This window comes from Oceanobacillus neutriphilus (genome assembly GCF_014645515.1).
In the GTDB taxonomy this organism is placed as follows: domain Bacteria; phylum Bacillota; class Bacilli; order Bacillales; family Amphibacillaceae; genus Oceanobacillus; species Oceanobacillus neutriphilus.
In genome coordinates, this window is record NZ_BMLW01000003.1 from 139,762 (window position 1) to 157,042 (window position 17,281).

Genomic DNA, 17,281 nt, shown 5'->3' on the forward strand with positions numbered 1-17,281 from the left:
ATAAAATCTGAAATATATTTATTCCATTTTTGCATGCCTGTTTAAATGATTTGAGGTATTGGTAGGGATTTTATTAAGAGAGAACTGTTTCTAAGAGAATACTTATCTAAGCAGTTGATATTGAATCTTAAATCAAAAATTGAATGAATTTCTGTCATCAAACAGTAGGAGGAGAAGTCTATGATAAAAATGAATATTCTTGAAATTGGTGCCCTTGTACCAGATTTTGAAGAAGAAAATTTATTAGTACTTTTTAATGAAACCGTTCCGCCAGAGTTAAGAGATATTTCAGTGATTCATCGTTTTGAAGAACAGCCTAAAGGTGTCTTAGAACTTGGAAAAATAATTGTGATTGGAGGTAGAGAATATACCATTCAAAAAGTTGGAGAAGAAGCCAATTCTAACTTTGAAAGTCTCGGTCATCTTTCTATTTACTTTAAAGATGATAAAGATGAAGAAATTTTACCCGGTGCTGTTTTAGTAACACCAAGTGATTTTCCAATATTAAAAGAAGGAGATTCGATTCAAGTTAAATAATGTGGAATAAGTTATTTCATAGAGCTGCTTCTAAATAGATTACTATTACGAGAGGATGGGTGTTAAATGGATTTTATGATAATGATTGCTGAGGGCTTCATTGGAATGTTTGAAGCCGGGGCTGAAGTATTTATGGGTTATATGACAGGGATTATACCTTTACTAGTTACATTGATTACAGCTGTTAATGCGATAACAAAAATGATTGGAGAAGAAAAGATAAATGGATTTATTCAAAAAATCACGAAATATGCTGTACTCCGTTATACGCTTGTACCTTTTATAGCAGTTTTTTTCTTTACGAATCCAATGTGCTATACAGTTGGACGATTTTTACCAGAGAAATATAAACCGGCATTCTATGATTCTGCGGTTTCCTTTGTGCATCCTATAACTGGTCTTTTTCCCCATGCCAATTCTGCAGAATTATTTGTATGGCTGGGAGTGGCAACAGGATATACAGCGGCAGGTGGTAGTCAAGCACAATTAGGTCTTATGTTTTTACTAACCGGTTTAATTGTTATTTTAATGAGAGGTTTGGTTACTGAACGAATTAGTGCTTATATGTTTAAAAAACAAGGTCATGAAAAGATCCTTAAGGAAAATTAAAATCTAAACATAAAGGGAGGAAATCTCATGAGTGCTTATAAAAAAGTCAAAGTATCTAAAGGAAGAAATGGGTGGGGAGGTCCCCTGGAATTTACACCAACAGATGAAAAAAAATATGTCATTAGTGTTACAGGGGGAGGAATCCACCCGGTAGCTGAAAAAATTGCAAAACTTTCCGGAGCTGAAGTAGTAGATGCATTTAAAAATCCGGTAGATAAAAATGAAACATTAGCAGCGGTCATTGATTGTGGTGGAACAGCAAGGGGAGGAACATACCCAAAATTAAGAATACCGACAATTAACGTTAAAGTAATGAGTCCATCGGGCCCATTAGCAAAATTTATTACAGATGATATTTTTGTTTCTGGTGTATCCGTAGAGAATATTGAGCTTGTTGATGAAAAAACACCTTATGTAGAATTAGAAACTGAAAAAAGTGATTATTCTGAACCTGGTGAAGAGGCAGCTGCTCCAACTGCTGATGATCAGCCAGAAACCAATAGTGCACAAAATGCTGGCTTCATGGGATTAATTAATAAAATTGCCAGAGTCGCAGGGGCTTTCATGAACATTTTGTACCAGGCAGGTCGTGATACTGTCGACTCTATCATTAAAAATATAATCCCATTTATGGCGTTTGTTGCAACTTTAATCGGAATTATCAACTATACAGGTATTGGAGAAATATTAGCAAATGTATTTGTCCCACTTGCAAATAATATCGGTGGACTTATTATTTTAGGTGTAATTACAGCGCTTCCATTTTTATCACCTTTACTTGCTCCAGGAGCTGTTATAGGTGCGATTATCGGAACGCTAGTTGGAAATGAAATTGCAAACGGTAACATTGAAATGAGTATTGCACTTCCAGCGTTATTTGCAATAAATGCACAAGTTGGAACGGACTTTATTCCAGTTGGTATGGCGTTAGGAGAAGCAAAATCTGAAACAGCTAGCGTTGGAGCACCAGCAATTCTATTTTCGAGGGTAGTCACAGGACCTGCAGCAGTAATTATTGCATATTTTATGTCATTTATGTTGTAGAAAATCGTTTGATAGGAGGAATAGGATGCTACCAGATTCATTTAGATTTGGAGTTATGGAAGAAAAAGGAAACGTTAAAGTGCGAGAAGAGAAGTTACCCAATTTAAAAGATGATGAAGTGCTAATTAAGCAGGAAGCTTGTAATATTTGTACAACAGATTATCAACAATGGCAAGGAAAACGTGAACATCAAGGATACCCAATGGCAGGCGGACATGAAAGTTCAGGAATAATTATAGCTAAAGGAGAAAAAGTAAGTAATTCTTTAACAGTTGGAGATCGGGTTTGTATTTTATATGATTTTTGCGGGGACTGTGATAAATGTAAAAAAGGAGAAATTACTGCTTGTAGAAACATTAAACAATTTGGGAAAAATTATTCTGACAAATATTACGGTATTTTTGGGTTTGCGAATTATTTTATTAGAAAATCAAAAAGTGTCGTGAAAATTAGTAATGAGTTGTCTGCTTCAGAAGCAGGCTTTGTGGAACCTTTATCCTCCGTACTAAAAGGAATGCGCAAACTCCGGATTAATTCTGGATTTGATACGGTTGTTGTTATTGGTGGGGGCACAATGGGATTATTAAATGCAGCAGTTGCTCAAGCAATGGGAGCAAGGGTAATTGTATCTGAACGGAATCCCAAAAAAGTAAAAAAGATTAAACAAATGGAATTAGAATTAATTGATGCAGGTAATGAGGATCCGGTAGAACAAGTTAGAAAAAGAACAAATGGTAATGGTGCAGATATCGTCATTGTTGCAGTTGGTACTTCTTCAGCAAACGAGCAAGCTTTAGAGATGATAAAGAATGATGAGGGAAAGATTCTTTTATTTGCTGCGGGTTACCCAGCACCAGAATTAAGTATAGATTCTAATACCATTCATTACAAACAATGTGAACTTATTGGTACGTATGGATCGAATCTGGATGATTTTAATTATGCAGCAAAAATGCTAAGTGAACATCGAATTAATGTAAGCCCTTTAATTGAAGAGAAGATTCCATTAACTAAAATTCAAGAAGCTTTTGAAAAAGCAAGTACACGTGGAAATTATCGTATTTCCGTTTTATTACAGTCGTAAGTATAAAGAAAAAATGAGAAGGTGAAAATATGAAATGTTTAGCAATCGCTGATTTATTTATTGATAAACAAATGATGAAAGAAGGTCTTGCTAGTTTAGAAGACTTAGGGATAGAGATAATTGTGAAAGAATGGAAACATGAAAATTTAGAAGCATTACAAAATGATAATATAACATTGGAATCTAAAGGTAGTGAGGCGATTGCACTTCCTGAAGAATTAACAGAAGGATTAGAAGACTATGATATGATAATTACCCAATTTGCACCTATTGGAAAAAAGGTAATAGATCAATGCAAGAATTTGAAGTTGTTAGGAGTGCTTCGAGCAGGTATTGAAAATGTGAATCAAGAATATGCTGAATCGAAAGGAATCATAGTTTTAAATACACCAGGACGTAGCATTACAAGTGTTTCAGAGTTTACAGTAGGGATGATTCTATCCGAAATTCGAAATATAGCTAGAGGTAACCATAAACTAAAAAATGGGGAATGGGAAAAGTATTTTCCAAATGGTGTACTAGCACCAGAATTGAAGGAATCAACCATAGGTTTAATTGGTTATGGGGCTATTGGTCAACGAGTTGCAGAATTACTTAGACCTTTTGGTGGTAAAATTTTATTCTTCGATGACTATTATCAAGGCGATACGCATGACACACAAGTTGATACCTTAGAAGAACTAGTAAAACAAGCTGATATTCTTTCCATGCATTACCGTCTGACAGAACAAACGAAAAATATGATTAACAAAGAGCATTTTAACGTAATGAAGAAAAATACAGTTTTAATAAATACTGCACGCTCCGGGTTAATTAATGAGCAGGATTTGGCAGAGGCATTACAAGATAGAAAAATTGCCGGAGCAGCAGTAGATGTGTTTGATATTGAACCATTACCAAGAGATCACCCTTATAATAATTTGGATAGTATTACGATCACACCACATATTGCGGGATCGACAGTTGGCAATTTTGCTAATTCACCAGTAATATTGAGTAAACGAATTATTGAAGCGTTAGAATGAAATTTATTTTAATTTAAACAATGGGTGAATTGTTTATTTTTCATCCATTGTTCTTTATTCTTAGTATGATTTTGTTAAAAAAACCACCAAAGTAGGAGGTTAAAAAATGGATCCCTTATTATTTCTATCATTTTTAGTTATTATTCTTATTATTCAGGCATTAACAGGAATTATCCACGTGAAATATTACCAGAAAAAAGTTGCAAAACTCACACAACAATATAGTGAAGGTTATCTTGGTGTTGGAATGACTAAAAAAATGTTTCGGATTGGGAAAGTAGCCATTGTTGTTACGGATAATGAAGGAGTCATTCAAGAATGTAATATCTTATCAGGATTAACGGTACTTTCCAGATTTGCAAAATATAAGGAATATGTTGGAGAAAATATAGAGATTGTTGATTGGAAAAAGAAAAAACATAAATTAGTCGTCCAAGACGCTATTAAACGTATAGAAGAACAAATGAAAAGAAAAGCTAAAGCAATGTAAATGTATCACGGAGAACCAAAACTTCCTCCTCCCAAATAAAGGATAAAAATAAATTTATTTAGGCGGGTCCAGGAAGCTAACTTCCTAAAAGAAGAATAAAACTCCCGCTAAGTGAAGTTTTGACTTATATTAGAAAAAGGAAAAAAATCAATATATAAATTTTTAATCCCCATTATATTTATCAAGTGAATAAAATGATATAATGAAATTTAAATAATTATTAACAAGAACAGGGTGTAAAGGAATGTCCTATTTAGATGATCGCAGATTAATGATCAAGATTGCGAATATGTATTATGAAGCAGGAGAAACGCAATCAACTATTGCACAAAAAATTGGGGTTAGCCGATCATTAATATCGAAATATTTATCAAAATCTAAGGAACTGGGTATTGTCGAAATCATTATTCATGATGAGGAGTATCATACGGTATCAAGCTTGGAGACAAAACTGGAAAAGAAATATGGATTACGTGAAGTGGTTTGTTTACCTGAAACGGAACAGGGAAATATTAAAATTCAGTTAGGAACGGCAGCAAGTAAATATTTGTTAAGAATGATAAGGAATAATCAAGTTGTTGGAGTATCTTCTGGAACGACTCTATATGAAGTTGCAACAGCCATGACATCCAGTCAGTATTTTTCAAATGTTTGCTTTGTTCCGATTGTTGGAGGGATGGGAGACGAGCGTTTAGACATTCATGCAAATCATATTGTTGCAAAGCTTGCAGAAGCATTAAAAGCAACTTATCATCTTTTACATGCTCCTGTTGTTGTTGATTCTAAAGAGACAAAAGAAATTATACTAAAACAATCGTCTATAAAAAACACTCTTGAAATGGGGAATCAGGCGGATATCGCTCTTGTGGGGATTGGAGGATCTCCAAAGCATTCAACGATGGTTAAATCTTATAAAGATTATGGTATTATTGATGATTTAAATGAGAAAGAAATTGCTGGAGATATTTGTTATAACTTTATCAATGATGAAGGAAATTTAATAGAAAATGAATGGAATGAGAAAACGATTTCCGCTGATATCAATAAGCTGAAAAATATTCCATTAGTAATTGGCGTTGCAGCGGGTGAAGAAAAAGTGAGAGGGATTAGAGCTGCTCTTCGTGGGGAACTGATTCATGTATTAATAACCGATGAAATTACCGCAAAACTATTACTAGAGAATTGAGTTCATATTTGATTAAAGAGCAGTATTTTGTATAAAAAACACCCAAAGTAAAAAATAGTGATTTTCCTTTATAAGTGGAAATTCACTATTTTTTTATGCTTGTTGTTTATTGCACAGTGATTGGTTTTAAAACTACCACTTCTAGAACTGGTAGAACCCAAAAAAATATAGTTTAGAAGAAAATACAAACTGTAATAATTTATCACTGTACTCCTGAAGTAGTTTACCTTTCTGCGAAAGAAGAAATTATTGAAAATAGAATAATTAATGGGAAACATTATGTGAATATCTTTTGTTCATTTATGTTACTTTTGTATATATAATACTGAAAAATATATTTTTATTTATTATACTAAAAAATATATTCTAATTGCTTGTTATAAACATATGGGTGATTTACTTTTAATATTGACACCTAATCACAATCATGTACAATGATGTTACAATTTTTTTGTTTATAAATGTGTTAATAAAGAACAAATGATATGGTACAGTATTAATAAGCAAAGGGGATTATTTTATGGGGTTAGATACAAGAAGTCGTCTTATTATGGAAGTGCTATTGAGAAATCCTTTTATTACGAGTAAAGAATTGGTGGAAGATCAGCAAATAAGTAAGAGACAATTAACTTATTTATTATCTAAAATTAATGAATATTTAAAAATGAAAGGGCTTCCAAAAATATCAAGAAATAAAACTGGTCTTTTTATCATTCCGGATGAACTGTTTGTTCAACAGCAACATAAAACACAATCAATAGAAAGTCATCAAGATTTTTTTACTGAAGAACAAAGAATCTTAGTTATTATTTTAATGACTTTAACTTCAGACGAAGAATTATCTTTAGTGCATTTTGCTTCATCACTACAAGTAAGTAAAAATACTATTTTAAGCGATTTAAAAAAAGTAAAAGAGTATGTACAAAATTTTGAAGTTAACTATGTGTACAACAGAACAAACGGTTACTTAATAACAGGGGACGAATATGCTATTCGCAAACTATTAATCTCAATCATCCAAGAATGTATGGATATGAGCAATGGAGAGAAATTTGCACAGCGATATGGACGAATAAAGGAGATGGATATTAAGGATATTGCTGATAGAATGATGGAAATTGAGAACAGACTACAGTTAAAGTTCACTGATGACAGGATGGCAATTATGCCTTATGTTATTGCTTCTATTCTAAAAAGGGTCAGGTTAGGGTATTCTATAGAACATTTTCAATTACGTTATGAAGAAATTGCAGATACAAAAGAGTATCTTGCAACTGAAGAGCTATTTTCAGATTATAAATATGTTTCAACAAATGAACGCGTATATATAGCTCTTCATCTGCTTTCAACTACTTTGCATTCTTCAAGATTTGCAGAGGAAAGTGTAATGCCGCAGATTAGAGAAGCGATTGAGTTATTTTTAATTGATTTTGAGCGGCAGGCATGTGTGATTTTAAAGGATAAGGAACAGTTAATAAGTCAATTATTGTTACATGCAGCACCTGCTTATTATCGAATTAAGTATCGTTTGAGTGAATTAAATCAAGTTGATATATCATTTACAAAGGATTTTAAGGAGCTGCATTATTTGGTTAAGAAGACACTTACTCCCTTTGCGAAGTTGTTTGATCAACCAATTCCAGAGAATGAAATTATTTATTTTAGCATTTTAATAGGCGGATGGTTATCTAAGCAGGGTGACAACGTAACAGAAAAAATTAAGGCAATTGTTGTTTGCCCGCATGGTACATCTATTTCCAAAATGCTGATGAATACTTTAAAAAAGGTTTTTCCAGACTTTATATTTCTAGGTTCTATGTCTTTGAGGGAGTTCCAAGAGTACAAACAGGATTATCATATTATTTTTTCTAATGTCCCTTTAAAAACAGTTAAACGTCAATATTGCATTAATAAGTTTCCGACAAATACAGAATGGAAAAAGTTACAAAAACTTGTTGTTAATGATTTATACGGGTATAAACCGCAAACTCCGGAGTTAGATGTCATCATGCAAATTGTTGCGGAGAATTCAACTATTCAAGATAAAAAAAAATTAAGAAAAGAATTAGCTGCTTACTTACATGGGCCAAGCGAAATTTCGAAGTTTGATTTAAATGTTACTAAGCGAAATTTATTACAAATGATGAAAACTGATTATGTTCAATTTATAGATTGCGTTAAGGATTGGAAAGAAGCTATATATATAGCAGCACAACCGTTGATTAGAAATAATATTATTAAAACGGAATATAGAGATGCGGTTATACAAGGTTATAATTACGACAGTGATTACTTGTTTTTAGGAGATAAAACCGTTATACCGCATACAGATCCTGAATATGGCGCTTTAAAAGTAGGCATGAGCTTTTTGATCGTGAATCAGGGAATTAATTTTTCGAAAAATAAGAAAGCAAATTTCGTTGTATTGTTATCTGCGATTGATCGTGAACAACACTTGCGGGCATTGTTAGAATTAACTGACATTGCTCAGAACGATCAAAAAATTAACCAAGTAATCGCATCTGCTTCATATCAACAAATACATGAATTGATAAAGCAATTTATTGAAAATGAAAAAGAGGAATACAGTGACGTTTAGTTTAATAGCGGGATGGAGGAAAACAGGTTATGAATTTTGACGCTTTTTTTAGTGAAGATCTTGTCTTTTTTCTTAATGCATCGTCTCAGGAAGATGTGTTTAAGCAAATGTTTCATCGTATGTATGAGCAGGGGTATGTAAAAGAGTCTTATTTAAAGGCTTTAAGTGAGCGGGAAAAAGTATATCCTACAGGCATACAAACTGAACATATTGGGGTAGCCATTCCTCATACTGATTCTATTCATGTAAATAAAGAATCTATTGGTGTAGCAGTGTTAGAGAGGTCTGTTTCTTTTATTCATATGGGGATGGAGGAACATACAGTAGAAGCAGAAATTATTTTTATGTTAGCTATCCAAAAGCCGGAACGACAATTAGGAGTTTTACAGGTAATTACAGGATTAATTCAAAATAAGGAATTGCTGCAAAGTATTCAAATGGCTGAAAATAAAGCTGCAATAATAACTATTATTCAGGAATATAGTCAAAAATTAAATGTATAGATAAAAAATAGAAAAGGGTGATATACATGTTTCAATCGACAATTGATTTTATTTTAGATTTAGGTCCATCGGTTATGCTACCTATTATTATGACCATTTTCGGTCTTCTTCTAAAACAGGGTTTTAATAAGTCTTTTCGGGCTGGTATTACAATCGGTATCGGTTTTGTTGGTATTAACTTGGTCATTGGTTTATTGACGACATCTTTAAGTCCGGCAACAGAAGCGATGGTAGAACGATTTAATTTAAATCTATCAATCTTAGATGTTGGCTGGCCAGTCGGGGCAGCAATATCATTTGGTACTACATTAGCACCAGTTATGATACCTATAATCATTGTCTTTAATCTTATTCTTGTTGCTTTAAACTGGACAAAGACAATCAATGTTGATATTTGGAATTTTTGGCACTTAATATTTTCTACATCTTTAGTGTACATTGCTACAGATAATGCATTTCTGTCGATTGCAATAGGACTTATTGTAACAGGGATTACGCTTAAGCTTGCGGACTGGACGGCGCCAGTGGTAGAGCATCATTTTGGTTTGAAAGGTGTTTCCCTTGCGCATTCAGAGTCAGTAAACTTTGCGCCAATCACATATGCGTTAAATAAAATACAAGATATGATTCCTGGGTTAAATAAATTACATGCTGATCCCGAAACCTTGCGTAAACGTTTCGGTGTGTTTGGGGAACCGCTGGTAATGGGGCTGCTTCTTGGGCTTTTAATTGGAATATTAGGTGAATATAATATACAAGGCATTTTAACATTGGGAATCCAAATGGCAGCAGTACTGATTCTATTACCTAGAATGGTTGCTTTGTTGATGGAAGGGCTTATCCCAATTTCAGAAGGAACCAGAGATTTTGTTACAAAGAGGTTTCCAGGAAAAGAAGTATATATTGGTTTGGACGCAGCAGTTGTTATTGGTAACCCTGCAAATATGGCGGTAGCATTATTGATGGTACCAATAACATTGGTTTTAGCTGTTATATTACCGTGGAATGAAATGCTTCCATTCGCTGATTTGGCAGTATTGCCTTTTACGGTGATTTGGGCAGTAGCAGCTTCCAAAGGGAACATTATTCGTGGTTTAATTAACTCAATTATAACAGTGATGATTGTGTTATTTATTGCAACTAATATTGCAGAATTGACTACGAAAATGGGAGAGGCAGTTGGATTTGCAATGCCGGAATCATCCAGTTTAATCTCTGGTATCGATGTAGGCTCACATATCCTTGTATTCATTCTATATAACTTATTAGATCCGACCAGTCCATTATTTATTACTGCAATTATCTTTGGTGTTATATATGCATTGTTATGGTATTGGGTACGTAATGATATCAAGAAACAGTATGCAAAAGAGTTAGGTATTGATAAAAAAACATTAAAATAAGAAAAGGTGGCGTTTCATTATGAAAAGAATTTTAGTAGCATGTGGCACTGCAATTGCAACATCAACAGTAGTGGCAAAGAAGATCGAAGAAGTATTAGGAAATAAAGGTTATCAAGTCTATGTTGATCAATGTAAAGCTGCAGAGGCTCCTTCAAAGGCGGCAAATTTTGATCTGATTGTTACTACCACGCCAGTTAGTGGAATTGGCGATGTGCCAGTCATTCAAACTGTTTCCTTTCTATCTGGAGTAGGAATGGATCAAGATATTCAAAAAATAATGGATATTTTAGGATTAGAGTAAAAATGAAAGCCTGTCAATTTATACAATTGTCAGGCTTTCTATTAAAAGACCAAGGAAGGTGTTCAAGTTGAAACATTATCAATATACAATTTCGAAATTTGTGACAACTGTATTACTACCTTTAATTATCATGATAGGGTTATTGATTTGGGGCATATTATTATTACTTTCAGGAGAACAAACACCATTTGCTCAGCTATTAATATATGGGAGCGCTATTCTATTATTTTTTAGTATTATAGGTATTCATACACCTGGGTGGATTAAATTAGATGATGAGAAAATTATCGTACATGCTTTTTTTGTTACACATGAGTTCTACTGGAGAGAACTATCTTTTGTTCAATTACGAGTATACCAACAAACAGGTAAATTATATATCAGGCTTGGGACAAATAAATTCATCAAAGGGCGCTACTGGATAACCAGTGATATCAAAGAATATGATGATTTATTTGAAGAGTTAAAGACTAAAAGTTTTGTAGAGAAAAAAATTTCAAGTGTCAAGAGGTGATTGTGAATGCAAAAAAGTGTCTATTACGATAAAAATCATTTTGAGATGCAGCCAATTGGTAATCTCGATATCAACAGTGATGAAGTATTGATTAAGATGAAAGTATGTGGTCTTTGCGGTACAGATATTCATAAAGCCGTGGATAAAACAGTAGTACCGCCGATTACTTTGGGGCATGAAATAGCTGGAGAAGTGATAGCAGCGGGGGATGATGTAATGGATTTTAACGTAGGTGACCGAGTGTTTGTAGCTCATCATGTCCCTTGTTTTACATGCACTTACTGTAAAAGAGGGCATTATTCATTATGTCCTCAATTTAAAATGACAAATGTAGACCCAGGTGGTTTTTCAGAATATATTCGTGTGCCCGCATTGCATGTTAAGCATACCATGGGGAAATTGCCTGATGAATTAAGCGATGAAGCAGGATCAATGGTCGAACCATTAGCCTGCTGCTTGCATGGATTTGAACAAATCTCTATAAACCCAGGTGATCAAGTATTAATTCTTGGAGCGGGGCAAATTGGCTGTTTACAAATACAATTAGCTAACCATTTCTTAGCAGAGCAAGTAATAGTTAGTGATGTGAATCCTTATCGATTAGAAAAAGCAAAAGAGGTTGGCGCTACCCATGTTATAAGAGCGGGTGAAGAAGCGGTGCAGGAACAAGTAAATCGTTTGACTGATGGCCATGGGGCGGATATAGTAATAATTTCTGCCGGCGTCAGCTTTTTATTAGAACAGGCAATGCATTGTGTGGCCCGGGGAGGAACAGTCTTAGTGTTTGCTCCATTTTCTAAAAATGATATTCCTATCCCTGCTTATCGTTTTTTTGAGGATGAAATCTCTATTGTAGGCGCTTATTCTTCTACACCTTATAATTATACTCCTGCACTGGAACTTTTGAAAAAAGGAGTTATTGATGTTGATAAGATGGTGACGCACCGTTTCCCGCTATCTAAACTAAATGAAGCAATAACGCTGGCTCATGATACAACCAAAGAGGTTTTAAAAGTATTAATAGTTCCTGATGGAAGCAGGTGAGTAAATGAATATTTTATTGTTTGATGCTTCACATCGCATTTCCGGAATGATGACTGCATATTACCAAACGGTATATGCACTTGATTTTACTGATAAGTTAAATGGGAAAGGCAGTTTATATCAGTATATAAATGGTCAAGATCCAGTTCAATTAATATCCTTTGATTTATTAGATGATCAAGATGTATCAATGGAATCCTGGTTAAATAAAAATAATATACAATTTGATACAGTAATTAACAATTTAGAACATCTGAACGGAAATACACTCACAGAAACATCGGTAGACGAATGGCAGAAGTCCTTGTTTATCAATCTTCATCTTCCTTTTTTATTAATTAAAGCATTCATTTCGTATGTTCCTGATGACGGTCAGATTATTCATATATCCTCTACCGTAGCGGTGAGCGGGGAAACAGGAGATGTGAGTTATGCCAGCCATAAAAGCGGTCTGGAGTCTTTTAGCAAAAGTCTGTCAAAAGAACTTTCAAAACGAAATATTCGCTCAAATGTGATTAGTATATCTCCAAAATGCTGGAGGAACCCAGAGGGAGCCAGACAAATCATTCAGTTGTTAAAAGAGACTTGTAATGAGCATATGAGTTTCTTAAATGGTCAGGTTATAACTTTAGATAATGGAGAAACGTTATCATAAATATAAAACGGGGAGGAGATGTGATGAGGCAGACATCGGTAGTACTGATTATCGGCGGAGCTGCGGGGATAGGTCAAGCAGTAGCTGAAAGTCGTCTGAAAAATGATGATAAAGTAGTCTTCACAGATATAAATGCAGAAAAGGGACACCAATTAATGACAGAGTGGAGGAATCAAGGATACGAGGCAACTTTTATCCAACAGGATGTTACTTCATGGAAAGATACGGAAAAAGTAGTAAGCGAAACGATAGAATTGTTTGGAAGAATGGATGTGCTCATTATTTCAGCAGGAGTTACATCGCAAAAAAGGTTGGAAGATGTTACTGCTAAAGAATGGCGTTTTACTTTAGATGTAAACCTGACTGGTCTGTTTTATATCTTGAAAGCTGCTCTTCCAGAGATGGTCAAGTCTAAGGGAGGAAGCATCGTTATTGTTGGTTCTGGATCTGCTATAACCGGATCAGGCGGCGGGGCACATTATGCTGTTTCCAAGGGAGGGGCGTTCGGCTTAATGCGTGCTATTGCTAATGAATATAGTGATCAAGGTATTCATATTAATCTTGTAGCTCCACGGGTAATAGAAACGGAGATGCTAGATATACTTTATCCGACAGAAGAAGCTAAGGAAGCGCTTCGTCAAAAGATTCCTATTAAAAATTTTGGCACCTTAGCAGATACTACAAACGCTATCAATTTTCTGGCAAGCGGGGAATCCCGGTATATCCAAGCACAGGTTTTATTAATGGATGGCGGAAGAACATATTTAACATGATTAAAGGAGAGATTAAGTTGGCAAAAGTTTTGGTTGCAACGGGAACTTCACAAAACAAAATGAACAAAGTCGTGGAATTATTACAGACGGGTCTTAATGACAAAAACGTTGAGGCTGAGATTGTGGCAGGAAATATTTATGAAACCAATGTGGAAGACATTAATCCAGATGTTATTGTTCTTGTAGGAGTCAATAAGCTGGATACAGAAATTCCTACTATTGACGGCGTTCCATTTATAACTGGTATAGGAATAGATAATGTAATTAATGATGTGGTAGCACATATTTCCTAGTTGTAAAACTCTTTGGTTAGACCAGGTTGTCTGCCAAAGAGTTTTTTAGAAGGTGATTAAACAATCTATAGATGAATTATTCACTGGCATATAATAATTCTGTTGCTATTTGTTCATCAAGAACCAATACATTAATATAATTGCCTTTTAAAGCTGCTAATACGCTTTCCGCTTTATGTGCTCCTGAGACAACTCCAATTACTTTTTTGATATTACGCAATTGTTCCAGAGATATTCCAATTACTTTTTTATTAAACGAACTATTGACAGGGTTTCCATTTAAATCGAAGAAGCGAAAACCCATATCGCCAACTACACCTAATTGACGAAGCTGTTCTAAATCATTTTGGTTAAGATAACCAATATCTTCTAAAGTTGATTGTACATATGGGTTAGACAAACCAACTAATGCTATATCAACTGTTGCTGCTTCCTGAAGAACTGCATTAATGTCATCCATCTTCATTAAGCGCTCACGTAATTCACTGGATTCAGCCATGGCTGGTGCATAGAGATAAGAGCATGTACCGCCTAACCTTTTAGCGAGCTCGTATGCTAACTGATTAGAATGAATTTCCACCTTCTTTCGTCCCAAGCCGCCTTCTAAGGGAAAGATTGTGATGTTCTTTTTCATCTCATAAGGATATTCCTGGACTAACGCTTCTAAAGTCGTTCCCCATGATATTCCCATTTTTTTTGCCTTTTTGATATTTTTAGATAAATAATACGCCCCTGCTTGTGCAACAGAAAGCTTGACTACATCTGGTGTTTGACCAGAAATAGGAACAACAACGGCATCTTCTAACCCAAAGTGTTCTTCTAACTTTTTCTCCAGATTGACTGTATGTACTGTTTCATCTTTAATAAAAATCTCAATGATTTTATGTTCCCGGGCTTTTTGCAAAGATTTGGATATGACAGGTCGTGAAACACCAAGCTTTTTTGCAATCTGCTCTTGTGTCCAGCCATCATTGTAATATAAATTAGCTATTTTTACTAATGAACGTCTTTCTTCCCAGCTAAGCACATGCTCACATCCTTTCAAATTAACATCTCTATTACAATTGATTGTAAAAATAATCCTTTAAAATAAAGTTTACTATAAATCAAAAAATAATCAATAAATTCAATATTTATAAGATAATTATCTTGACCTTTCCTGAAAAAAAACATACACTTATTACAAAGGTAACTATATAGAACATATGTAAAAAAGGAGGCAAAAAAATGAAGGATTTAAAGGTTCCAGAAAGAATAACAGAAGAAAATTTAATAGAGCTCTACAAACAAATGTGGACTATCCGTTATTTTGAAGAGAAAGTAGACCAATTTTTTGCGAAAGGTAAAATTCACGGTACCACACACTTAGCTGTTGGACAGGAAGCAAGTGCGGCGGGTGTATGCGCTTTACTGGATAAAGAAGATAAAATCACCAGCACACACCGTGGTCACGGTCATTGTATCGCAAAGGGAGCAACTCCAGATAAAATGATGGCAGAACTATTCGGAAGAACAACAGGCTATTGCAAAGGTAAAGGTGGTTCCATGCATATTGCTGATGTAGAAATGGGTAATCTTGGCGCTAATGGAATTGTTGGCGGAGGCATCCCATTAGCAGTGGGGTCAGCTTTAACAGCACAGATGAAAAAGCTGAATTATGTAACCGTTTGTTTTTTTGGAGATGGCGCCACAAATGAAGGAAGCTTTCATGAAGCAGTTAACCTTGCTGCTGTTTGGAATTTACCGGTTATCTTTGTTTGTGAAAACAATCAATATGGCATGTCAGGATCAGTCAAAGAAATGGTGAAGATAGAAGATATTGCGACAAGAGCCAAATCCTATGGTATCCCGGGAGTTGTTGCAGATGGAAATGACATTATCGAAATGATGAATGTAACAAATGAAGCTATTGAACGTGCTAAAAATGGGGAAGGCCCAACATTAATTGAAGCAAAAACCTATCGTTGGAAGGGCCATTCGAAAAGTGATGCTAAGAAGTATCGTACTCGTGACGAGGAAAATGAATGGAGAGAAAAAGATCCAATTAAACGATTAAAGGAGCTTCTGATTAGTGAATCAGTTATCACGGAAGAACAGGCAGAATCACTGCAAAAAGAAGCTTTAAAAGAAATTGAAGATGCAGTGGCATTTGCCGAAGAGGGCCCTATGCCTACTAAAGATGATCTATTAACGGATGTATTTGCTTAAAGCGGATGTTTAAAGGAGGAAAGAGAATGAGAGAGATAACATATTTAGAAGCTGTTCGTGAAGCAATGAGTCAGGAGATGCGTGAAAATGAAGATGTTTTTATTCTTGGTGAAGATATAGGTGTATATGGAGGGGCTTTTGGAGTTACCCGCGGAATGATTGAGGAGTTTGGTCCTGAACGTGTGCGGAATACACCAATCAGTGAATCAGGAATTGCCGGCGCTGCAATTGGTTCTGCATTAACTGGGATGCGCCCAATTTTGGAATTGCAATTCTCTGATTTTATAACAATTGCTATGGACCAAATGGTGAACCAGGCTGCGAAGATTCGTTATATGTATGGAGGAAAAGGAAAAGTTCCTATGGTTTTACGCACGCCGAGCGGTTCAGGTACGGGAGCAGCTGCACAGCATTCACAGAGTTTAGAGGCCTGGGTGGCACATATTCCTGGTTTAAAAGTTGTTCAGCCTTCTACTGCGCATGATGTAAAGGGTCTGTTAAAAGCAGCTATCGATGACGATAATCCGGTAATTTTTTATGAACATAAATTACTTTATAAAACGAAGGGAGAAGTACCTGAAGAACAATACAGCATCCCTTTAGGAAAAGCAGATGTGAAGCGGGAAGGAACAGATGTAACGATTGTTGCTACTGCTATTATGGTACATCATGCTTTAGAGGCTGCTGAAGAACTGGAGAAGGAAGGTATCAGTGCAGAAGTAGTTGATCCGCGTACTTTAGTTCCGTTAGATACAGAGACAATCATTAATTCTGTATCTAAAACCTCCCGTCTGGTAGTTGTTCATGAAGCAGTAAAAAGAGGCGGGTATGGAGCGGAGATTGCAAGTATGATTGCTGAAAGTGAAGCATTCGATTATTTAGATGCTCCAATTAAACGATTGGGCGGGGCTTCATCACCAATTCCATATAATCCGGAATTAGAAAAAATGCATGTTCCACAGGTTTCAGATATTATCCAGGCAGTTAAAGAAACTTTAAATAAAGCATAGAAA

The 17,281-nt window shown here is 35.0% G+C and carries 19 protein-coding genes; 18 read left to right on the forward strand and 1 reads right to left on the reverse strand.

The genetic code is table 11. The features are described from left to right. The first annotated feature begins 180 nt into the window (after positions 1-180). The 16 genes from IEX29_RS06210 (at position 181) to IEX29_RS06285 (ending at position 14,060) form a co-directional block, all read left to right on the forward strand. Positions 181-537 (forward strand): PTS glucitol/sorbitol transporter subunit IIA, encoded by a 357-nt coding sequence (locus IEX29_RS06210; RefSeq protein WP_188733598.1) that lies wholly within the window; start codon positions 181-183, stop codon positions 535-537. Between the two features lie 66 nt (positions 538-603). Next, positions 604-1,146, forward strand: a complete 543-nt coding sequence (srlA, locus tag IEX29_RS06215) for a PTS glucitol/sorbitol transporter subunit IIC (protein WP_147208431.1) — start codon at positions 604-606, stop codon at positions 1,144-1,146. A 27-nt stretch (positions 1,147-1,173) separates the two neighbouring features. Continuing rightward, positions 1,174-2,190, forward strand: a complete 1,017-nt coding sequence (gene srlE, locus IEX29_RS06220; protein WP_188733599.1) for a PTS glucitol/sorbitol transporter subunit IIB — start codon at positions 1,174-1,176, stop codon at positions 2,188-2,190. Between the two features lie 55 nt (positions 2,191-2,245). Then, positions 2,246-3,274, forward strand: a complete 1,029-nt coding sequence (locus IEX29_RS06225) for an alcohol dehydrogenase catalytic domain-containing protein (protein WP_229720118.1) — start codon at positions 2,246-2,248, stop codon at positions 3,272-3,274. A gap of 29 nt (positions 3,275-3,303) precedes the next feature. Continuing rightward, the gene (locus IEX29_RS06230) at positions 3,304-4,299 is read left to right on the forward strand and encodes a 2-hydroxyacid dehydrogenase (RefSeq protein WP_188733601.1); all 996 of its coding nucleotides are present in this window, start codon (positions 3,304-3,306) and stop codon (positions 4,297-4,299) included. Positions 4,300-4,405: 106 nt separating this feature from the next. After that, positions 4,406-4,789 carry a transcriptional regulator GutM gene (locus IEX29_RS06235; protein WP_188733602.1) on the forward strand — a complete coding sequence of 128 codons (384 nt, stop codon included), beginning with the start codon at positions 4,406-4,408 and terminating at the stop codon, positions 4,787-4,789. Positions 4,790-5,033: 244 nt separating this feature from the next. After that, complete coding sequence (locus IEX29_RS06240; RefSeq protein WP_188733603.1) at positions 5,034-5,975, forward strand: sugar-binding transcriptional regulator; 942 nt, start codon at positions 5,034-5,036, stop codon at positions 5,973-5,975. 520 nt (positions 5,976-6,495) lie between these two features. Next, positions 6,496-8,574, forward strand: a complete 2,079-nt coding sequence (locus IEX29_RS06245; RefSeq protein ID WP_188733604.1) for a BglG family transcription antiterminator — start codon at positions 6,496-6,498, stop codon at positions 8,572-8,574. Positions 8,575-8,603: 29 nt separating this feature from the next. Then, on the forward strand, positions 8,604-9,077 hold the full coding sequence (locus IEX29_RS06250; protein WP_188733605.1) for a PTS sugar transporter subunit IIA: 474 nt from the start codon (positions 8,604-8,606) through the stop codon (positions 9,075-9,077). 26 nt (positions 9,078-9,103) lie between these two features. Then, positions 9,104-10,480, forward strand: a complete 1,377-nt coding sequence (locus tag IEX29_RS06255) for a PTS galactitol transporter subunit IIC (protein ID WP_188733606.1) — start codon at positions 9,104-9,106, stop codon at positions 10,478-10,480. Positions 10,481-10,499: 19 nt separating this feature from the next. Then, positions 10,500-10,781 (forward strand): PTS sugar transporter subunit IIB, encoded by a 282-nt coding sequence (locus tag IEX29_RS06260; protein WP_229720119.1) that lies wholly within the window; start codon positions 10,500-10,502, stop codon positions 10,779-10,781. Positions 10,782-10,848: 67 nt separating this feature from the next. After that, entirely contained in the window at positions 10,849-11,295 is a 447-nt protein-coding gene (locus tag IEX29_RS06265) for a hypothetical protein (protein WP_188733607.1), read from the forward strand. 6 nt (positions 11,296-11,301) lie between these two features. Next, entirely contained in the window at positions 11,302-12,339 is a 1,038-nt protein-coding gene (locus IEX29_RS06270) for an alcohol dehydrogenase catalytic domain-containing protein (RefSeq protein WP_188733608.1), read from the forward strand. A 4-nt stretch (positions 12,340-12,343) separates the two neighbouring features. Then, complete coding sequence (locus IEX29_RS06275; protein ID WP_188733609.1) at positions 12,344-12,994, forward strand: SDR family NAD(P)-dependent oxidoreductase; 651 nt, start codon at positions 12,344-12,346, stop codon at positions 12,992-12,994. A 23-nt stretch (positions 12,995-13,017) separates the two neighbouring features. After that, a complete protein-coding gene (locus IEX29_RS06280) occupies positions 13,018-13,767 on the forward strand; it encodes an SDR family NAD(P)-dependent oxidoreductase (RefSeq protein WP_188733610.1) in 750 nt (249 codons plus the stop codon). Positions 13,768-13,784: 17 nt separating this feature from the next. Continuing rightward, positions 13,785-14,060, forward strand: coding sequence for a PTS sugar transporter subunit IIB (locus tag IEX29_RS06285; RefSeq protein WP_188733611.1), 276 nt, complete (start codon positions 13,785-13,787; stop codon positions 14,058-14,060). A gap of 76 nt (positions 14,061-14,136) precedes the next feature. Here the strand turns inward: IEX29_RS06285 and IEX29_RS06290 are convergent, their stop codons facing one another. After that, entirely contained in the window at positions 14,137-15,087 is a 951-nt protein-coding gene (locus IEX29_RS06290) for a sugar-binding transcriptional regulator (protein ID WP_188733612.1), read from the reverse strand. A gap of 200 nt (positions 15,088-15,287) precedes the next feature. On the opposite strand from IEX29_RS06290, the gene pdhA reads away from it, so the two are divergent. Both pdhA and IEX29_RS06300 read left to right on the forward strand, forming a co-directional pair. Then, a complete protein-coding gene (gene pdhA / locus IEX29_RS06295; protein WP_188733613.1) occupies positions 15,288-16,268 on the forward strand; it encodes a pyruvate dehydrogenase (acetyl-transferring) E1 component subunit alpha in 981 nt (326 codons plus the stop codon). Between the two features lie 26 nt (positions 16,269-16,294). After that, complete coding sequence (locus tag IEX29_RS06300; protein WP_188733614.1) at positions 16,295-17,278, forward strand: alpha-ketoacid dehydrogenase subunit beta; 984 nt, start codon at positions 16,295-16,297, stop codon at positions 17,276-17,278. Positions 17,279-17,281 lie beyond the last annotated feature (3 nt).